We start from the raw sequence: 16,368 nt of genomic DNA, 5'->3' as shown, positions 1-16,368 counted from the left end.
ACAGCACGCGGCCCGGGGTGCACCCTTCTCACTCGTACGGGTGCTCCCCGGGCCGTATGATCGGCTGAACCGCGGGAGGCTAGAGCTTCGTCCACGCCTCCGTCAGCGTCGCGCGCAGGATCTGCTCGATCTCGTCGAAGGTCTCCTGGTTGGAGATCAGCGGCGGGGCGAGCTGGACGACGGGGTCGCCGCGGTCGTCGGCACGGCAGTACAGGCCGTTGTCGTAGAGCGCCTTGGAGAGGAAGCCGTACAGGACGCGCTCGGTCTCCTCCTCGTTGAAGGACTCCTTGGTGTTCTTGTCCTTCACCAGCTCGATGCCGTAGAAGAAGCCGTTGCCGCGGACGTCGCCGACGATCGGCAGGTCGTGCAGCTTCTCCAGCGTCGCGCGGAACGCGCCCTCGTTGTCCAGCACATGCTGGTTCAGGCCCTCGCGCTCGAACAGGTCGAGGTTGGCGAGGCCCACCGCGGCCGACACCGGGTGGCCGCCGAAGGTGTAGCCGTGCAGGAAGGTGTTGTCGCCCTTGTAGAACGGCTCGGCGAGCTTGTCGGAGATGATGCAGGCGCCGATCGGGGAGTAGCCGGACGTCATGCCCTTGGCGCAGGTGATCATGTCAGGGACGTAGCCGAACTTGTCGCAGGCGAACATCGTGCCGAGGCGGCCGAAGGCGCAGATGACCTCGTCGGAGACGAGCAGCACGTCGTACTGGTCGCAGATCTCGCGGACGCGCTGGAAGTAGCCGGGCGGCGGCGGGAAGCAGCCGCCGGCGTTCTGCACCGGCTCCAGGAAGACCGCGGCGACCGTCTCCGGGCCCTCGAACAGGATCTGCTGCTCGATCTGGTCGGCGGCCCAGCGGCCGAAGGCCTCCGGGTCGTCACCGAAGATCGGGGCGCGGTAGATGTTGGTGTTCGGGACCTTGTGCGCGCCTGGCACCAGCGGCTCGAAGGGAGCCTTCAGAGCCGGCAGGCCGGTGATCGACAGGGCGCCCTGCGGAGTGCCGTGGTAGGCGACCGCGCGCGAGATGACCTTGTACTTGGTCGGCTTGCCCTGGAGCTTGAAGTACTGCTTGGCGAGCTTCCAGGCGGTCTCGACCGCCTCGCCGCCGCCGGTGGTGAAGAAGACCTTGTTCAGGTCGCCCGGGGCGTGGTGCGCGAGCCGCTCCGCCAGTTCCACGGCCTTGGGGTGGGCGTAGGACCACACCGGGAAGAACGCCAGCTCCTGCGCCTGCTTGAAGGCGGTCTCGGCCAGTTCCGTGCGGCCGTGACCGGCCTGGACCACGAACAGACCCGCGAGACCGTCGAGGTAGCGCTTGCCCTTGTCGTCGTAGATGTAGGTGCCCTCGCCGCGCACGATCGTCGGCACGGGGGAGTTCTCGTACGAGGACATGCGGGTGAAGTGCATCCACAAGTGGTCGTACGCGGTTCGGCTGAGGTCCTTTGAGCTCACGGTTATCGGGTTCCCCACATGTAGGTCTGCTTCTTGAGCTTGAGGTAGACGAAGCTCTCGGTGGAGCGCACGCCGGGCAGGGCCCGGATGCGTTTGTTGATGACGTCCAGCAGGTGGTCGTCGTCCTCGCAGACGATCTCGGCGAGGATGTCGAACGAGCCCGCGGTCATCACCACGTACTCGACTTCCGACATGTCGGTCAGCGCGTCCGCGATCGACTCGACATCGCCCTCGACGTTGATGCCGACCATCGCCTGCCGGCGGAAGCCCACGGTGAGCGGGTCCGTGACGGCGACGATCTGCATCACGCCCTGATCGAGCAGCTTCTGGACGCGCTGGCGCACGGCCGCCTCGGACAGGCCCACGGCCTTGCCGATCGCTGCGTACGGCCGGCGGCCGTCCTCCTGGAGCTGCTGGATGATGGCGAGGGAGACGGCATCCAGCTGGGGATTGCCGTTCCTGGACTCGCGGGAGTCCCTCTGGTCTGCGCTTCGACTGGCCACGGGGTCACTGTGCACGACGTCTCGACAGTTCCGCAAGGCGTGATCGATGAAATTCGTTGTTTACGTAGTCGAAGCCTGCGGATTTCGCACCCAAGGTGTGGCCAGGGGTGTTGAAAACGTCGGCTCTCCGATTAGGGTGGGTGTCTCAGTCAATGGACAACCCGAACCTTGGAGGGCCGGCAGTGAGCACCGAGCTGGGACGGCTGCGCAAGCTACGTAACTACATCGCCGGTGAGTTCCGGGACGCCGCCGACGGACGGACCACCGAGGTGGTCAACCCCGCGACGGGTGAGGCGTACGCGACAGCGCCGCTGTCCGGGCAGGCCGACGTGGACGCCGCGATGGCCGCGGCCGCCGCGGCCTTCCCCGGCTGGCGGGACACGACCCCGGCCGAGCGGCAGAAGGCCCTTCTGAAGATCGCGGACGCGTTCGAGGAGCGCGCCGAGGAACTGATCGCGGCCGAGGTGGAGAACACGGGCAAGCCGGTCGGGCTGACCCGCTCCGAGGAGATCCCGCCGATGGTCGACCAGATCCGCTTCTTCGCGGGCGCGGCGCGGATGCTCGAGGGCCGCTCGGCCGGTGAGTACATGGAGGGGATGACCTCGATCATCCGCCGTGAGCCGGTCGGCGTCTGCGCCCAGGTCGCGCCGTGGAACTACCCGATGATGATGGCGGTGTGGAAGTTCGCCCCGGCGATCGCGGCGGGCAACACGGTCGTGCTGAAGCCGTCGGACACCACCCCCGCCTCCACGGTCCTGATCGCCGAGATCATCGGCTCGATCCTGCCCAAGGGCGTCTTCAACGTCATCACCGGCGACCGCGACACCGGCCGCCTGATGGTCGAGCACCCGACCCCGGCGATGGCCTCCATCACGGGCTCCGTGCGCGCCGGCATGTCGGTCGCCGAGTCCGCGTCCAAGGACCTCAAGCGCGTCCACCTCGAGCTGGGCGGCAAGGCGCCGGTCGTCGTGTTCGAGGACACCGACATCCCCAAGGCCGTCGAGGACATCTCGGTCGCGGGCTTCTTCAACGCCGGTCAGGACTGTACGGCCGCCACCCGCGTCCTCGTCCACGAGTCCATCCACGACGAGTTCGTCGCCGCGCTCGCCAAGGCCGCGTCCGAGACGAAGACGGGCCAGCCGGACGACGAGGACGTGCTGTACGGCCCCCTCAACAACCCCAACCAGCTCAAGCAGGTCTCCGGCTTCATCGAGCGCCTCCCCGCGCACGCCAAGGTCGAGGCCGGCGGCCACCAGGTCGGCGACAAGGGCTACTTCTACGCCCCGACCGTCGTCTCGGGCCTCAAGCAGGACGACGAGATCGTCCAGAAGGAGGTCTTCGGCCCGGTCATCACCGTCCAGTCCTTCTCGGACGAGGACCAGGCCGTGGAGTGGGCCAACGGCGTCGAGTACGCCCTCGCCTCCTCGGTGTGGACCAAGGACCACGGCCGCGCCATGCGGATGTCCAAGAAGCTCGACTTCGGCTGCGTGTGGATCAACACCCACATCCCGCTGGTCGCCGAGATGCCCCACGGCGGCTTCAAGAAGTCCGGCTACGGCAAGGACCTGTCGGCGTACGGCTTCGACGACTACACGCGGATCAAGCACGTGATGACGTCGCTGGATGCGTAGGCCTCCGGCGGTTCCGCGGTGACGGTGCGGCCCCGGACCGGGCTTCCGGTCCGGGGCCGCACCGCGCGCGGTCGCACGGGTTGGTGGGATCGACATGGTGTCGCGTCCGCCGCGGCCCGCTCGACGGGGCGTCCATTGCCCGGGCACGGCAGGGCACGGCATGCTGCCGGGGTGCCTGCTTCCCAACTGCCCTCCCGCCGCTCCTTGTTGCGTGCGCTCGGCGGTACCGCCGGGTTCGGCGCGCTCGCCGGCTGCGGTGTGCCGGCCGCGTACGTCAAGCCGGGCGATCGTGCCGTCGCCGACGTATCCGCCAGCGACAAGCGGCTGACCTGGGCGAACTGGCCGCTCTACATCGACACGGACGACGACAATCCCAACAAGCGGCCCACGCTGGAGGCGTTCGGGAGGCGCACGGGCATCTCGGTCGACTACGTCGAGGAGATCAACGACAACGACGAGTTCTTCGGCAAGATCAGCCCCGCGCTGATGAACCACCAGTCGACCGGCCGCGACCTGATCGTCGTCAGCGACTGGATGTGCGCGCGGTTCGTGCGCCTGGGCTGGGTGCAGAAGATGGACCGCGCCCGGCAGCCGAACGTGACGAAGTACCTCGACCCGCTCCTGCGCTCGCCCGCCTTCGACCCCGGCCGGAAGTTCACCGTGCCCTGGCAGTCCGGCATCACCGGCATCGCCTACAACCGGCGCAAGCTGGGCCGCGAGATACGCCACGTCAAGGACCTGTGGGCGAGCGACCTCAAGGGCCGGGTGACCCTGCTGTCCGGACTGGACGAGGCGTTCGCGCTGCTGATGCAGGGCAACGGCGTGGACATCACCAAGTGGACGGCGGACGACTTCCACACCGTCTGCGACCAGGTGGAGAAGGAGGTCCGCCGGGGCCAGATCCGCCGCTTCACCGGCAACGACTACACCAAGGACCTGGTCAGCGGTGATGTCCTGGCCTGCCAGGCGTACTCCGGTGACGTCATCCAGCTCCAGGCGGACAACCCCGACATCCGCTTCGTCGTCCCCGAGGAGGGCGCCGAACTCTGGTCGGACTCCCTGATGATCCCCGACCGGGCCCGCCACAAGGCCAACGCCGAGCGGCTCGTCGACTACTACTACGAGCCCGAGGTCGCCGCCGGACTCGCCGCCTGGGTCAACTACGTCTGCCCGGTCCCGGCGGCCAAGGAGGTCCTGGCCGCCGCCAAGGACAAGGACACGGCCGCCCTGGCCGACAACCCCCTGATCTTCCCCGATGCCGGGATGCGCGAGCGGCTCGCCGTCGCGCGGGACATCACCTCCACGGAGCGGCTGGAGTTCACCAAGCGGTGGAACGCGATCGTGGGGTTGTAGGTCCGGAACAGCCCACGTGTGACCAGGCGTTTGTGCCGATCGCCGCGGGCCGGGAACTCGACGCCATCCCATCCGGCACCCTCCGCTCATCGCCGGCGGCGAAGGAGCCGGTGCTCTGGTCCCTGACCGAGACCCCCACACCACCGCAGACGTCGAAGCGAGCCGGACCACCGGTCAGTCCTGCGGCCAGCCGTCGCGCGATGGCGATGCGTTCCGGCCATGGGGCGGCGGCAGCATGTGCCGCGCTGACCGTGCTGATCTCGGTGTGCGCCCTGGTGACCAGGGCCAGCCGGACGTGGCGCCGGCCGAAGTCGACACCCAGCGTGGCCGGCCGCCGGGTCGAGAGCGAGCTTCTCCGCCGGCCGCCCCCGCCGACGCGGCCCGGTGTCCGGGACCGTTACAACCACCAGCCCACGGTCCACGAGTCCGCCGGCCATCTTGTACAGCGTCGTGCGCGACAACCCGGACCGCACGCCGAGCTCACTTCGCGTCATGGGCGCGAACTCAGTTGGCCGATGTGGCACTCGGAGACGAGTGCCACCCCAATGACAGCCAGAGAACGGGTGTTGTGCGGTGAGGTCAGGTGGCGAGCAGGCCGCCGTCCATGTGGAGGTCGTGGGCGTTGATGCCGGTGTTGCGGAGCAGGAAGTCGGTGGCGTCGGCGATTTCGGCCATGGTCACCAGCCGTCCGATCGGTGTCTGGGCCGAATGCGGCGGGTTGGGGACGTCGCGCCACTTGGGGCTGTCGCCGATCAGTCCCGGGTGCAGGGCGTTGACGCGGTGCGGGGCGATCTCCACGGCGAGTGTCCTGACCAGGCCGGTGATGCCGGCGTTGAAGGTGCTGACGACGGTCGAGCCGGGGTAGGGACGCTCCTTGGCGAGCCCGCCGAAGAGTACGACGGACGCAGCCGGGGTGAACCTCTCGCGCAGCACGCGGACGGTCTCCGCGTAGCCGACGAGTTTCATGGTCACGGCCGAGACGGCATCCGTGATGCTGAACTGCGCCAGTGAGTTCGCTGCCTGGCCGACAGCGGTGATCACGAGGTTGTCGACGTCGGTCACGTCCGCGAGCGAGGCGCTGATCGTCTCGGGCCGGGCGAGGTCGAGGGCCAGCCCGCGGGTGCGGCCGCCGATCCGTGCCGCGATGGCCTCGGCTCGTGCCTTGTCCCTGCTGGTGATGACGACGTCGTCGCCGCGGCTCGCGAGGTACTCGGCGATGGCGCTGCCCAGCCCGCCGCTGCCGCCGACGATGAGTGTGCTGGTCATGCGGTGACCGTCCTTCCGTGTTCGGCGGCCTTCAGGCTGCTCAGGGTGGCGTGGGCCTGCTCGCGCATGGCCGGGACGAGGTGCAGGGCGGCCTGCGGCAAGTTCGCGGTGACGACCGCGAGTTCGGCGGGGGTGCCGACCTGTTCGAAGAAGCCGATGTTGAGGTGCGCGCCCACGGGCGGGGCCGAGGCGATGACCGCGCGGGAGAACTGCGACCAGGCCTCGTCGGACATGTGCGCCGTCAGGGCCGGGAAGAGGACCGGCTCCTCATGGTCGAGATGCGTGTGCACCAGGTCGCGGACCGCCACCGCCGCCGTGATCAGCGCCGCCCGATCGTCGCCGTCCTGCACGGGAGCGACGGCCAGCGCGTCCAGAGCCGCGTCCAGCGCGTGGTGCTCCGCCGCGAGCTCGGCCAGCCCGGCGGCGCACTCGGGGTCCGCGGCGGTCAACTGCGGCCAGAGCACGTCGTCTTCGCTCTCGTGGTGGTGCCGCAGCGCCGCGACGAGGAAGTCACGCAGCTCCTCCAGGGCGGCAGACGGCGCGATATCCCTCTGCGCGGCTTCCACCAGCAAGGACGTCGCGGCCCTGTGCATCTTGTGCAGCAGTCGGGTCTCGACGACCGCCGCGCCTTCGGGTGTCTCAACACTCACTACGGCTCCATCCCCCTAGTTAATATCCAGGTGGATACTAACGTAGCAGTGGCGCTGGGTGATGCATTGCGCCGCCCGTAGAGTGATCACATGAAGGAGGTGCCGTGAACGACGCAGAGCCGGCCGAGGAGCAGCCGCGCAGGCGCCGGAGGGATCCCGAGGGACACCGGGCGGCCATCATCGAGGCGGCCCGCCACACCTTCGCCGAGCGCGGATACGCCCGTACGACCCTCCGCGAAATCGCGCGCCGGGCCGGCGTCACCCATGGCCTGATCACACGTCATTTCCTGTCCAAGGAACGGCTGTTCCTCGCAGCTGTGCCGGGCAATCGCGACCTGGAAGGCGTCGCGGCCGGTGCCCCGGAGACACTGCCCGACCGGATCGCCCACGCCTTCGTACGGCGACTGGAGACCGACGCCGTCAACGACCCGCTCATCGCCCTGCTGCGCAGCGCCGCGTCCGACCAACGTGCCGCATCCGACCTCCTGGTCGCGATGCAGGAACACAGCGCCACCGTCTACCGGTCCGTCCTGTCACCCGGAGCGCCCACCGCGCCCGACGACGACCTGGACACGCGCGTGGCGCTCGTAGGGGCGCAGATGATCGGAGTGGCGTTCAGCCGGTACATCGCACGGACCGAACCCCTTGCCTCGATGCCGCCCGACCAGCTCACCGAACACCTCACGCGGATACTGCGGCACGTCCTCTTCAGCTGACCTCCTCGTTGCGGCGCCACCGGAGCCACGTCGGCGCGGACAGTGTCCGTCAGCGTGAGCCTGGTGGCGAGCGGGCTCTCGGCGGACCCGGGGTCGGTCGGTGCGCTGCGCTACGACACGGGCGACAACGACCGGCGGGTTGCCATCCGCGAGGCGTTCTACAACGACGACATCGAGGAGGCGACCGCGGAGGCGGCGCTCTCGCTGCTGACCGCGGACGCACCTGCCGGCGTCGCCTTCGAACCGATCACGGTGACCGCCGAACGGTACGGTTCGATCCCGCACACCTACGTCGTCTGCGCCAGGGACAACGCGATACGGCCCAGGTTGCAGCGCCTCATGGTCCGAGAAATCGACGCCATATCCGCCCAGCCGACGACGGTCGTGGAAATCGACTCCTCGCACTCACCGTTCCTCTCGCAGCCGAGTACCCTCGCGGATGTCATTCAGGTGGCACACTCGGCGACACACCGGCCTGACCGGTCGCGAGCTGCCGGGGTCTGACGCGGCCGCCGATCAGATGTCGCGGACGACGGGTCCCTCTGCCTCCCGGCAGGATCCAGGGCAACCGGTCACGGCTTCGGTACGGCCGCCGTCTCCGGACCGAACAGAACCCGGCCGTAGTCCTCCGCGAGGGTGTGGGGGCTGAACTGCGGATGGCGCATGATGACCGCCAGGTCGCGCCAAATGCGCCGCGGCGAGGCGCCCGGGGCGAAGCCGCCCACGCTGTGCAGGTCCAGCAGCCAATCCACAGCCTCCCGGCATTCCTGCGCGGCGGACACCATCTCCGCGCGCAAGCGCGCGTGTTCCCGCGCGGGGAGGAACACGGAATTCGCAGGAGCATGGAGCCGGGCACCGAGAGCATCCGCTACGCGCAGAACGCGTCCTGTTGCCGAGTCGAGGAGATGGCAGGCAGTGGTGAGCCACGGCCGGGGCGGCGGGCAACGGACGGCCGACGCATCGGCGTTGAGGCCCGCCGGTCCTGTCTCCATCGCGCGCTGTGCGCCGCGTGCGGCTCCCAGCAGCGCGGCGAGCATGACGACGGCGATGCCGAGCAGTGCCGGCGAAGCGGTGGGGAAGCCGGAGGCCCGGTCCGCTTCGGAGGTGGGGAACACCACGTAGGCCGGGGGTACCACCACGTCCTGGGCCACGAGCGTGTGACTGCCCGTTCCTGCCATGCCGGTAATGGGCCGGGCGCGTTCGACGGTGAGGTCCCTGGTGGAGACCAACGCCGGGCATCGCAGGGCGAGTTGACCCTTCGTGGGGACGGGTACCGCGAGGACCGCCCACGCGGCGTCCTCGCAGCCGGCGACGGCCTGCCACCGTCCTGAGACGCTGAAACCGTAACCGGTCGGCTCACCCTGGGCCCTCAGCGGTGCGGTGGAACCACAGATGATCGCGTCGGGGTCGGCGAACAGAACCTCTCGGGCAGCCTCGGGAAACACCGCCGAGCACACGGTCTTCAAGGCCGCGGACAGTGCGGTGATCCATGCCGTCGACGGACAGCCCTGCCCCAGCTCGGCGATCACCCGCACCTGGGTCCGCAGACCGGCTCCGGCGCCACCGGCATCGCGCGGGACGCCCATCGCGAACAGTCCGGCCCGCCGTACCGCCGCCAAGGAATCCGCAGCCGGACGCAGATCATGCTCCGTCCGTGCGGCGTTCGCCTCCAACGTCCGTGCCGCGGTGCGGGCCCGCTCCACCAGTTCCTGGTCGCAGGCGGCCGCGGGAGTGTTTCGCAATTCAGTACTCATGCCAGATCCTTTGCCATTGAACACGCACGTTGCTCATCACTGGCCGCGAGTCGCCCGGGACGGCAGGAGCATCGTCCGATACTGCGACGGCGTGCACCCCAAGATGCGCCGGAAGCTCCGCGAGAAATGATCCGAACCGGAGAATGTATGAGGTGGATCCGGTGGTGGCCTTGAAAAAGCGTACGAAGTGGAAACGGCTGAAGGAGACCAGGGACGCCAGGTCGTCGACCGAGACGGACTTCGCCGAGCCGGTTCCGTGCGGCGGAGGAATGATGAACGCGTCATCGGACAGCGGGAATTTCTCAGTGTGACCGCTGGTTACCTCCACCGCTCGCGCAGATCCTGCATCGAGAATGCAGGTAGCCGGAGACAACCGCAAGGCGACTGCTGCCGGATTAATTAGCCTTGGTGCGGAATAATTCGTGATCCCGTACCAGAACCAAGAATTCCCCGATCGAACGGGCGGGACGATGTGACGTGCGTGCAGCGATGCCGATCGGGCCGTGGACCGGAGGCGTCGCCCTTTTAGGTGCGCTTGGTGAACAGGTCCGACGGGGCCTGTTCGGGGATTCGGGTCAGCCAGTCGCGGTGCAGCAGCGGCAGGGTGTACTCCGTGTCCTGGATGCCCGTGGCCGGCAGGTAGAGCTCGAAGCGTGTGCCGGGCCGCCCATCAGGGCGGTCCGAGACGGTGATGTGACCGCGGTGGAGGGCGACTTGCTGGGCGACCAAGGTCAGGCCCAGGCCGGAGCCGGGGCTGTCGGGGCCGCGGTGGAAGCGTTGGAAGATCTCCTCGCGGCGTTCGGGAGGGATGCCGGGGCCGTGGTCGTCCACCACGAGCACGGCAGTCGCCTGATGCCTACCGACCGGCGGGCGCAGGGTCACTTCGATGCGGGCCACGCCGTCTTCGGCGCGGCCGTGGGTCCAGGCGTTGGTCAGCAGGTTGTCCACCGCCGAGCGCAGACCCTGCTCCCAGCCGTGGACGCGCACTCCCGCGGTAGCGCGTACGGACACTTCCGCTTCGGGGTGAGTGCGCCGCAGGTCGGAGACCGACGCCTCCACGAGCTCCGCGAGGTCCAGTGGCGTGAACGCGTCCGCCTCGACCAGATCGCCCTGCGCGAGCGCCTTCAGCATCACCAGCAGCCCGAGCAGCCGGGCGTGTTCGCGCCCGAGGTCCCCGAGCACCTCCGTCCGGTCCTCGGGGTCGAGGCCGGGGTGGTCGGTGAGGATGTCGAGGTTGGTACGCATGCTCATCAGCGGGGTGCGCAGTTCGTGGGAGGCGGTCGCGGCGAAAGCGCGGGCGGTGGCCAGCGCCTCCCCGGTGCGCGCGACCTGCTCGTCGTAGCGGGCGAGCACGGTCTGCACCGTGTACGCCAGGTCGTCCACCTCGGTGACCCGGGTCGGCGTGTGCTCCAGGCGCGCGGTGCTGGTCCGGGGGTCCAGTCCGCTGGTACGCCGCTGCAACCGCCGTAGCGGAACAACCGCCCGGGTGGCGATGGCCCAGGAGGCGGCCCCGGCCAGTGCGGCGGCCACCAGCGCACCGGTCAGCACCCGTCGGCGCACCAGCGCCAGTTCGTCCTCGGCGGTGTCCGGTGACAGCAGCCACAGATTCGGGGTGGTGCCCTCTTTCGCCGCGGCACCGACGCGCATGGACAGGACGAGCCAGTCCTTGCCGCCGGAGGTCACGGTGACGGGGTCCGGGGCGTTGCGGGGCAGCCTGGGGTGCGGATCGGGCTGGGGGCCGGCCGAGATCGTGTCCTGCGGCCCGGTGAGCCGGACGCCCACATCCCGCGCGGAGTTGATCAGCCGGCGTCGGCGGACCTGCTCCAGGAGCGGGTGGTCGTTATCGGCCACGTCCAGGTACGCCTTGGCGTTCTTGGCGACGACCGTTGCGCGGGCGCGCAGCTGGTCGTCCTGGTGTGCGCGCAGGTCGATGCTGACCAGGTGCAGCAGCAGCCAGCCGGAAGCCAGGACCAGCACGGGCACGCTCACGCCGACCGCGAGCGCGATACGGGTGGACAGTTTCACGGGGTGCCCTCGATGTGCGGGGTCCGGTGGTCCGTGCGCAGGACGAAGCCGACCCCGCGCACGGTGTGCAGGATCCGGGGCCGGCCGCCCGCCTCCAGTTTGCGCCGCAGATAGCTGACGAAGGTGTCGACGGCGTCACTGCGGACCTGGAGGTCGTACCCCCAGACCAGGTCCAGCAGTTGCTCGCGGGTGAGCACGATGCCGGCGTTGCGGGCCAGGACCTCCAGCAGCGCGAACTCGCGCCGAGTCAGCTCCAGGGGCCGGTCGTCCAGAACGGCCTGGTGGGCGGACGGGTCGAGGACGAGTCCGCCGACGCGGACGCGGTCGGTGGCGGCCGGCGGGCGGCGACGCAGCAGGGCGTGCAGCCGCAGGACCAACTCCTGGAGTGCGAACGGCTTGACGAGGTAGTCGTCCCCGCCCACCTGCAGACCCGCCACCCGGTCGGTCGTCTCGTCCAGCGCGGAGAGCATCAGCACGGGTACGTCGTCGCCGTCGTCGCGCAGGGCCTGGCACACTTCGATGCCGTTGAGATCGGGCATGCAGACGTCCAGGACGATGATGTCGGGGCGGCTGGCGCGGGCCTCCGCCAGACCGGCATGACCGCCGTCCGCGACAGCCACTGTGAATCCGCTCAGCCTCAGCCCCCGCGCCAGTGACCGCCGTATCGCCGCGTCGTCGTCGACCACCAGCACCCGCCCGGTCCTGCCTGTCATGCACACCTCGGATTCACCGCGTCGAACGAGCTTGCCTGGAGGAGACCGATCAAAGCACTGGCAGGGCCCCTGGCTCCAGCCCGAACAGAAGCCGGCCATAGCCCGCGATCACCTGCACCTCGGCCCGCAGACCGGCTTCGGGAGCGTCCCGCAAGTCGGTGGTCATGGCAGGCCCTGCGCATGATGGGACACAGCTCACGGGGTACCGGTCGAGGACCTCCCGAGACCGAAGGAGCGCCTCGTCCGATACTGGGACGGCGTACATCCCATGATGCGGCGGAAGCTCCGTGAGAAGTGCTCGGAACCGGAGAATCCACAGCGCCGCCCTATGCGGGCGATGGTGTCGTTGCCATTCTCGAGATACTTGCATGCCAAGTCGATCCGGAGTTCGGTGAGATATCGGTACGGCGGGGATCCGGTGGTGGCCTTGAAGCAGCGCACGAAGTGGAAGCGGCTGAAGGAGACCAGGGACGCCAGGTCGCCGACCGAAACCGGTTGTTCGAGGTTCTCCCGCATATAGGACAGAACCGTCTCGAGTTGCTGTGAGCTCAGCACACCGGCCGTCTTGCCCGAACCGGAGGTATGCGGCGCGAGAAGATGGGCGATGATGAATTGCGCCGCAGACTGCGCGTACAGGTCATTTGCGCCGGCCTCGCTCGCGGCTGCCACCGCCTTCACCATTGCAGCGAGGAGCGGGTCGAACCGCATCACCGGGGACGGATCCCACAGATGCGGGACGCGTGACCGCAGGTCCTCCTCGGTGATGAACCGACGTAACGTCTCTACCGGGAGGGTGAGGGTGGCGATCGTCACGGGCTCGTCACCCGTCGGTGCCACGATCAGCGTCCTGCTCAGCCCCGGGGGAATGATGCACACGTCGTCGGGAAGTGGGAGCGCCTCTTTCCTTGCCCGTGTGTCGTGACCTTCCCGAATTTCCAGAAGTCCGCTCAGGTGAGCGTTCAGTCTGATTCCTGAAGATGACGGTAGATGGAGCGTGTGGACGCCCTTCTTGAACGTTTGCTTCCACGCCTGCAGGGAGTGCCATGCTTCGCTCCCCACCCCGCTGGTTACCTCCAACGCCCGGTGTCCTCTCGTCCGGTTCCACGGCTCTCGGCGCAGGTGCCGTGTTCAGAGTGCCGGGGAATCGGAGGCTGCCGCAAGGCGACCGGTTCCGGATTAATTGGCCTTGGCGCGGAATAATTCGGAGGTGGGCGATCGGATATTGACCGGGGCGGATTCCTGCTGACACGCTTCCCGCATGATTCGCACTCGTCAATTGCTGACACTAACGGCTGGCTTGGCGGCGATGGTGTTCGCCGCTCAGAGCGGAATGAGCGTCGCGACGGCCAACGCCACCACTCCCACCGTGCAGCCTGCCGCAGCCGCGGCCAAACCGAACATTGTCTTCGTGCTCACCGACGACATGTCCTCGAATCTGCTGCAATACATGCCGGAGGTGCAGAAGCTCCAGTCGCAGGGCACGTCGTTCAGCGATTTCGTGGTCAGCAACTCGCTCTGCTGCCCGTCCCGTTCGTCCATCTTCACCGGCGAGTACCCGCACAACACCGGCGTCCTCAGCAACGAGGGACCCAACGGTGGCTTCAACGCCTTCCACGACAACGGACTGGAGAAGGACACCTTCGCCGCGGCCCTGAAGGCCAAGGGCTACCGCACCGCGATGATGGGCAAGTACCTCAACGGTTACGACCCCAGGTCCACCGTCGACGGCCAGCAGCCGTACGTGCCGCAGGGCTGGAGCCAGTGGGACGTCGTCGGCAACGGCTACAAGGAGTACAACTACAAGCTCGCCCACAACCACAAGATCGAACCTCACGGCAAGAAGAACAAGGACTATCTGACCGACGTCCTCAGCAAGAAAGGCCAGTCCTTCATCAAGAAGTCCGCGGCGGCGAACAAGCCGTTCATGCTGGAGGTCGCCCTCTTCACGCCGCACGGTCCGTCAAAGCCGGCCCGCCGGGACAAGAAGGACTTTCCCGGCCTGAAGGCGCCGCAGGGTCCCGCCTTCGACAAGCTCCCGACCAACGCGCCGCCGTGGCTGGCCCGGCAGAACCCGTTGACCCAGAGTGAGAAGAACACGATCGACAAGAAGTTCCGCAAGCGCGCACAGTCGCTCCAGGCGGTCGACAAGATGCTCGGCAAGCTGCGCCAGAGCCTGACCAGGGCCCATGTCGCCAACAACACCTACGTCGTCTTCAGCTCCGACAACGGCTTCCACCTCGGTGAGTACCGGCTCAAGGCGGGCAAGCAGACGGCCTTCGACACCGACGTGCGCGTGCCGCTGGTGATCGCCGGTCCCGGTGTCGCCGCCGGACGGACGAGCCACGCCCAGGTGTCGAACATCGACTTCGCGCCCACCTTCGAGAAGATCGGCGGCGCCGCCGTGTCGTCCCAGGTGGACGGGCACAACATGCTCCCGCTCCTGGACGGCGGATCGGACGCGGGCTGGCGCACGGCCAACCTGATCGAGCACCGCCACGCCAAGCCGGCTCATGACGACCCGGACAACCACGGCACCGAGAGCGTCAGCCCGCCGAACTACCACGCCATGCGTACCAACTCCTACACCTACGTCGAGTACGACAGCGGCGCGAAGGAGTACTACAACCTGCGTACCGACCCCGACGAGCTGCACAACATCGCCGGACGGTTGAGCCGGGCCCGCCTCGCGAAGCTGCACGATGCGCTGACCGGGCTGAAGAACTGCCGCGGCGACGGCTGCTGGAGTGCCGGACACCCGTAGTCCGTCAGGACCCGACCGGGCCGACCCGTCAAGACTCCCATGGATGCCCTGGCTGCCCGCTGCGGCCAGGGCACCACGTGGGCGGGCGTCTGCGCGCGCCCGTCACCCCACCCGTGTTCCGTCACGCACAGCACTGGAAAGAGGAGTTTCCGCATGAGCTCGTCCGACGCCCACTCGCCCACCCGCCGAACGGTGCTCGCCTCGATGGCAGGTGCAGCCGTAGCCGGATCCGCGATCGTCTCCGCAGCCCCGCGCGCCTTCGCCGACTCCGACGGCGCCGACCCGGCCGCCGCGGCCGCGCGAGGGGGGCTGCCGCTCACGGTCGTCAACAGCAGCGGTGAGTTCGCCAACCACGCGGTCCACCTGTACATCGTGGGCAGCGAGGGAGACCGGCAGGTGCGGCTCACCCGGCGCGGCACCCTGGCTCCCGTCAAGCTCTCCGACAACCACGCGGGCGGCTTCACCGACTACGCCATCCCGCTGGCCGCCCGCGGCGCGACCAAGCTGCGACTGCCGCTCATGTCCGGACGCATCTACGTAGCCCTCGGCCACAAGCTGAAGTTCAAGGCAGTCAGGGGCGCCGACGGCAAGATCGGCCTCCAGCAGCCGGCCGGCTGGGTGGAGTCCGACCCCAACTACCCCGTGCTGCACGACTTCGTGGAGTTCACCCACGACGCGGCCGGCATGCACTGCAACACCACCATGGTGGACATGTTCAGCGTGCCGATGATGATCCGGCTGAACGGAGCGAAAAACCACAGCACCGGCCGACTGCCCGCCGGCGGCCGCGCAAAGGTCTTCCACGCCCTGAGGAACCACCCGGACTTCTCGCGCCTCGTCATAGGCAACCGGCGCGTCATCGCCCCGAGCCACGGCCTCGACGCCGGCCGGTTCCCCCAGCACTACTTCGACCACTACATCGACAAGGTCTGGCACACCTACCGGAACAAGAACCTCGTCGTCAGGACGAACGCGGGCACCTTCACCGGCCGAGTCAGGAACCACCGGCTCACCTTCAACGGCGCGGCACAGGTGTCCTTCGCCAAGCCCTCCACCCGTGACGTGCTCTTCTGCGACGGGGCGCTCGCCGCCCCCAACGACGGGACCACCGGCCCCGTCGCCGCCGCCCTGGGCGCCGGGTTCAACCGCTCGACACTGCTGAGCCACAGCCAGCAGCCCACCACCCGCGCGGCCGCCTTCTACGACACCGCCGTCACCAACCACTACGCCAAGGCCATCCACGCCGCGACCACCAACGGCAGGGCCTACGGATTCGCCTTCGACGACGTCGCCGACTGGGCCTCCTACATCGAGGACCCCAGGCCCCAGCACATGCACCTGACGCTGACCGCGTTCTGAGGCGTGGCAACGACGCCAAGAAGCTCTACCGCAAAGCGAGCAGGGGCTGACCCCCTGACCCCCTGCTCCACGAGTCGGGCGCCCCCCCCCACCGCCCCCCGGGCGGCCCGCCCCCAGGGCGGTGGTGTCGGGGGGGTGAGAACAGGGGGGGGACGTGAGTGGCGGGAGAAAAAATCGCCCCCGACCAGCGGCC

At 68.5% G+C, this 16,368-nt stretch carries 15 protein-coding genes; 6 read left to right on the top strand and 9 right to left on the bottom strand.

The features are described 5' to 3' along the window. Positions 1–79 precede the first annotated feature (79 nt). Together ACWGJM_RS17515 and ACWGJM_RS17510 are read right to left on the bottom strand one after the other, a co-directional pair. Positions 80–1,462: an aspartate aminotransferase family protein gene (locus ACWGJM_RS17515; protein WP_453412566.1), complete on the bottom strand. Its 1,383-nt coding sequence runs from the start codon at positions 1,460–1,462 to the stop codon at positions 80–82. Further along, positions 1,447–1,962, bottom strand: a complete 516-nt coding sequence (locus tag ACWGJM_RS17510; protein WP_453412565.1) for an Lrp/AsnC family transcriptional regulator — start codon at positions 1,960–1,962, stop codon at positions 1,447–1,449. Before ACWGJM_RS17510 ends, ACWGJM_RS17515 begins: the two co-directional genes overlap by 16 nt. Positions 1,963–2,129: 167 nt before the next feature. On the opposite strand from ACWGJM_RS17510, the gene ACWGJM_RS17505 reads away from it, so the two are divergent. Both ACWGJM_RS17505 and ACWGJM_RS17500 read left to right on the top strand, forming a co-directional pair. Continuing rightward, positions 2,130–3,578, top strand: coding sequence for a gamma-aminobutyraldehyde dehydrogenase (locus ACWGJM_RS17505; RefSeq protein ID WP_453412564.1), 1,449 nt, complete (start codon positions 2,130–2,132; stop codon positions 3,576–3,578). Between the two features lie 171 nt (positions 3,579–3,749). Continuing rightward, positions 3,750–4,931: a polyamine ABC transporter substrate-binding protein gene (locus ACWGJM_RS17500; protein WP_453412563.1), complete on the top strand. Its 1,182-nt coding sequence runs from the start codon at positions 3,750–3,752 to the stop codon at positions 4,929–4,931. Positions 4,932–5,510: 579 nt separating this feature from the next. Here the strand turns inward: ACWGJM_RS17500 and ACWGJM_RS17495 are convergent. After that, the gene (locus tag ACWGJM_RS17495; protein ID WP_453412562.1) at positions 5,511–6,197 is read right to left on the bottom strand and encodes an SDR family oxidoreductase; all 687 of its coding nucleotides are present in this window, start codon (positions 6,195–6,197) and stop codon (positions 5,511–5,513) included. Next, a complete protein-coding gene (locus tag ACWGJM_RS17490; protein WP_453412561.1) occupies positions 6,194–6,847 on the bottom strand; it encodes a hemerythrin domain-containing protein in 654 nt (217 codons plus the stop codon). The genes ACWGJM_RS17495 and ACWGJM_RS17490 overlap by 4 nt, the downstream gene beginning before the upstream one ends. A 104-nt stretch (positions 6,848–6,951) precedes the next feature. Between ACWGJM_RS17490 and ACWGJM_RS17485 the strand changes: the two genes are divergently transcribed. Continuing rightward, positions 6,952–7,563, top strand: coding sequence for a TetR/AcrR family transcriptional regulator (locus ACWGJM_RS17485; protein ID WP_453412560.1), 612 nt, complete (start codon positions 6,952–6,954; stop codon positions 7,561–7,563). Between the two features lie 54 nt (positions 7,564–7,617). Continuing rightward, on the top strand, positions 7,618–8,067 hold the full coding sequence (locus ACWGJM_RS17480; protein WP_453412559.1) for an alpha/beta fold hydrolase: 450 nt from the start codon (positions 7,618–7,620) through the stop codon (positions 8,065–8,067). Positions 8,068–8,135: 68 nt separating this feature from the next. On the opposite strand, the gene ACWGJM_RS17475 is transcribed toward ACWGJM_RS17480, so the two are convergent. The 5 genes from ACWGJM_RS17475 to ACWGJM_RS17455 form a co-directional block, all read right to left on the bottom strand. Beyond that, positions 8,136–9,317 carry an acyl-CoA dehydrogenase family protein gene (locus ACWGJM_RS17475; protein WP_453412558.1) on the bottom strand — a complete coding sequence of 394 codons (1,182 nt, stop codon included), beginning with the start codon at positions 9,315–9,317 and terminating at the stop codon, positions 8,136–8,138. Next, positions 9,307–9,645, bottom strand: coding sequence for a helix-turn-helix transcriptional regulator (locus tag ACWGJM_RS17470; RefSeq protein WP_453412557.1), 339 nt, complete (start codon positions 9,643–9,645; stop codon positions 9,307–9,309). The genes ACWGJM_RS17475 and ACWGJM_RS17470 overlap by 11 nt, the downstream gene beginning before the upstream one ends. A 197-nt stretch (positions 9,646–9,842) precedes the next feature. Next, positions 9,843–11,342: a sensor histidine kinase gene (locus tag ACWGJM_RS17465; RefSeq protein ID WP_453412556.1), complete on the bottom strand. Its 1,500-nt coding sequence runs from the start codon at positions 11,340–11,342 to the stop codon at positions 9,843–9,845. Then, positions 11,339–12,055 carry a response regulator transcription factor gene (locus tag ACWGJM_RS17460; RefSeq protein WP_453412555.1) on the bottom strand — a complete coding sequence of 239 codons (717 nt, stop codon included), beginning with the start codon at positions 12,053–12,055 and terminating at the stop codon, positions 11,339–11,341. Before ACWGJM_RS17460 ends, ACWGJM_RS17465 begins: the two co-directional genes overlap by 4 nt. A gap of 195 nt (positions 12,056–12,250) precedes the next feature. Continuing rightward, complete coding sequence (locus ACWGJM_RS17455; RefSeq protein ID WP_453412554.1) at positions 12,251–12,868, bottom strand: helix-turn-helix domain-containing protein; 618 nt, start codon at positions 12,866–12,868, stop codon at positions 12,251–12,253. Between the two features lie 493 nt (positions 12,869–13,361). Between ACWGJM_RS17455 and ACWGJM_RS17450 the strand changes: the two genes are divergently transcribed. Together ACWGJM_RS17450 and ACWGJM_RS17445 are read left to right on the top strand one after the other, a co-directional pair. After that, positions 13,362–14,816 carry a sulfatase family protein gene (locus tag ACWGJM_RS17450; RefSeq protein ID WP_453412553.1) on the top strand — a complete coding sequence of 485 codons (1,455 nt, stop codon included), beginning with the start codon at positions 13,362–13,364 and terminating at the stop codon, positions 14,814–14,816. 153 nt (positions 14,817–14,969) lie between these two features. Continuing rightward, a complete protein-coding gene (locus ACWGJM_RS17445; protein ID WP_453412552.1) occupies positions 14,970–16,175 on the top strand; it encodes a beta-1,3-glucanase family protein in 1,206 nt (401 codons plus the stop codon). The last annotated feature ends 193 nt before the right edge of the window (positions 16,176–16,368 follow it).

The sequence above is a fragment of the Streptomyces sp. NPDC054834 genome (assembly GCF_053611185.1).
Note: the sequence above shows the minus strand (reverse complement) of the source record. Positions and strands in the feature narration are given on the sequence as shown.

What these genes read in the sequence shown, in the direction of transcription:
- ACWGJM_RS17495 (WP_453412562.1), bottom strand. Translation starts at nt 6,197, where the DNA reads ATGACCAGCACACTCATCGTCGGCGGCAGCGGCGGGCTGGGCAGCGCC.
- ACWGJM_RS17475 (WP_453412558.1), bottom strand. Translation starts at nt 9,317, where the DNA reads ATGAGTACTGAATTGCGAAACACTCCCGCGGCCGCCTGCGACCAGGAA.
- ACWGJM_RS17460 (WP_453412555.1), bottom strand. Translation starts at nt 12,055, where the DNA reads ATGACAGGCAGGACCGGGCGGGTGCTGGTGGTCGACGACGACGCGGCG.
- ACWGJM_RS17450 (WP_453412553.1), top strand. Translation starts at nt 13,362, where the DNA reads ATGGTGTTCGCCGCTCAGAGCGGAATGAGCGTCGCGACGGCCAACGCC.
- ACWGJM_RS17445 (WP_453412552.1), top strand. Translation starts at nt 14,970, where the DNA reads ATGAGCTCGTCCGACGCCCACTCGCCCACCCGCCGAACGGTGCTCGCC.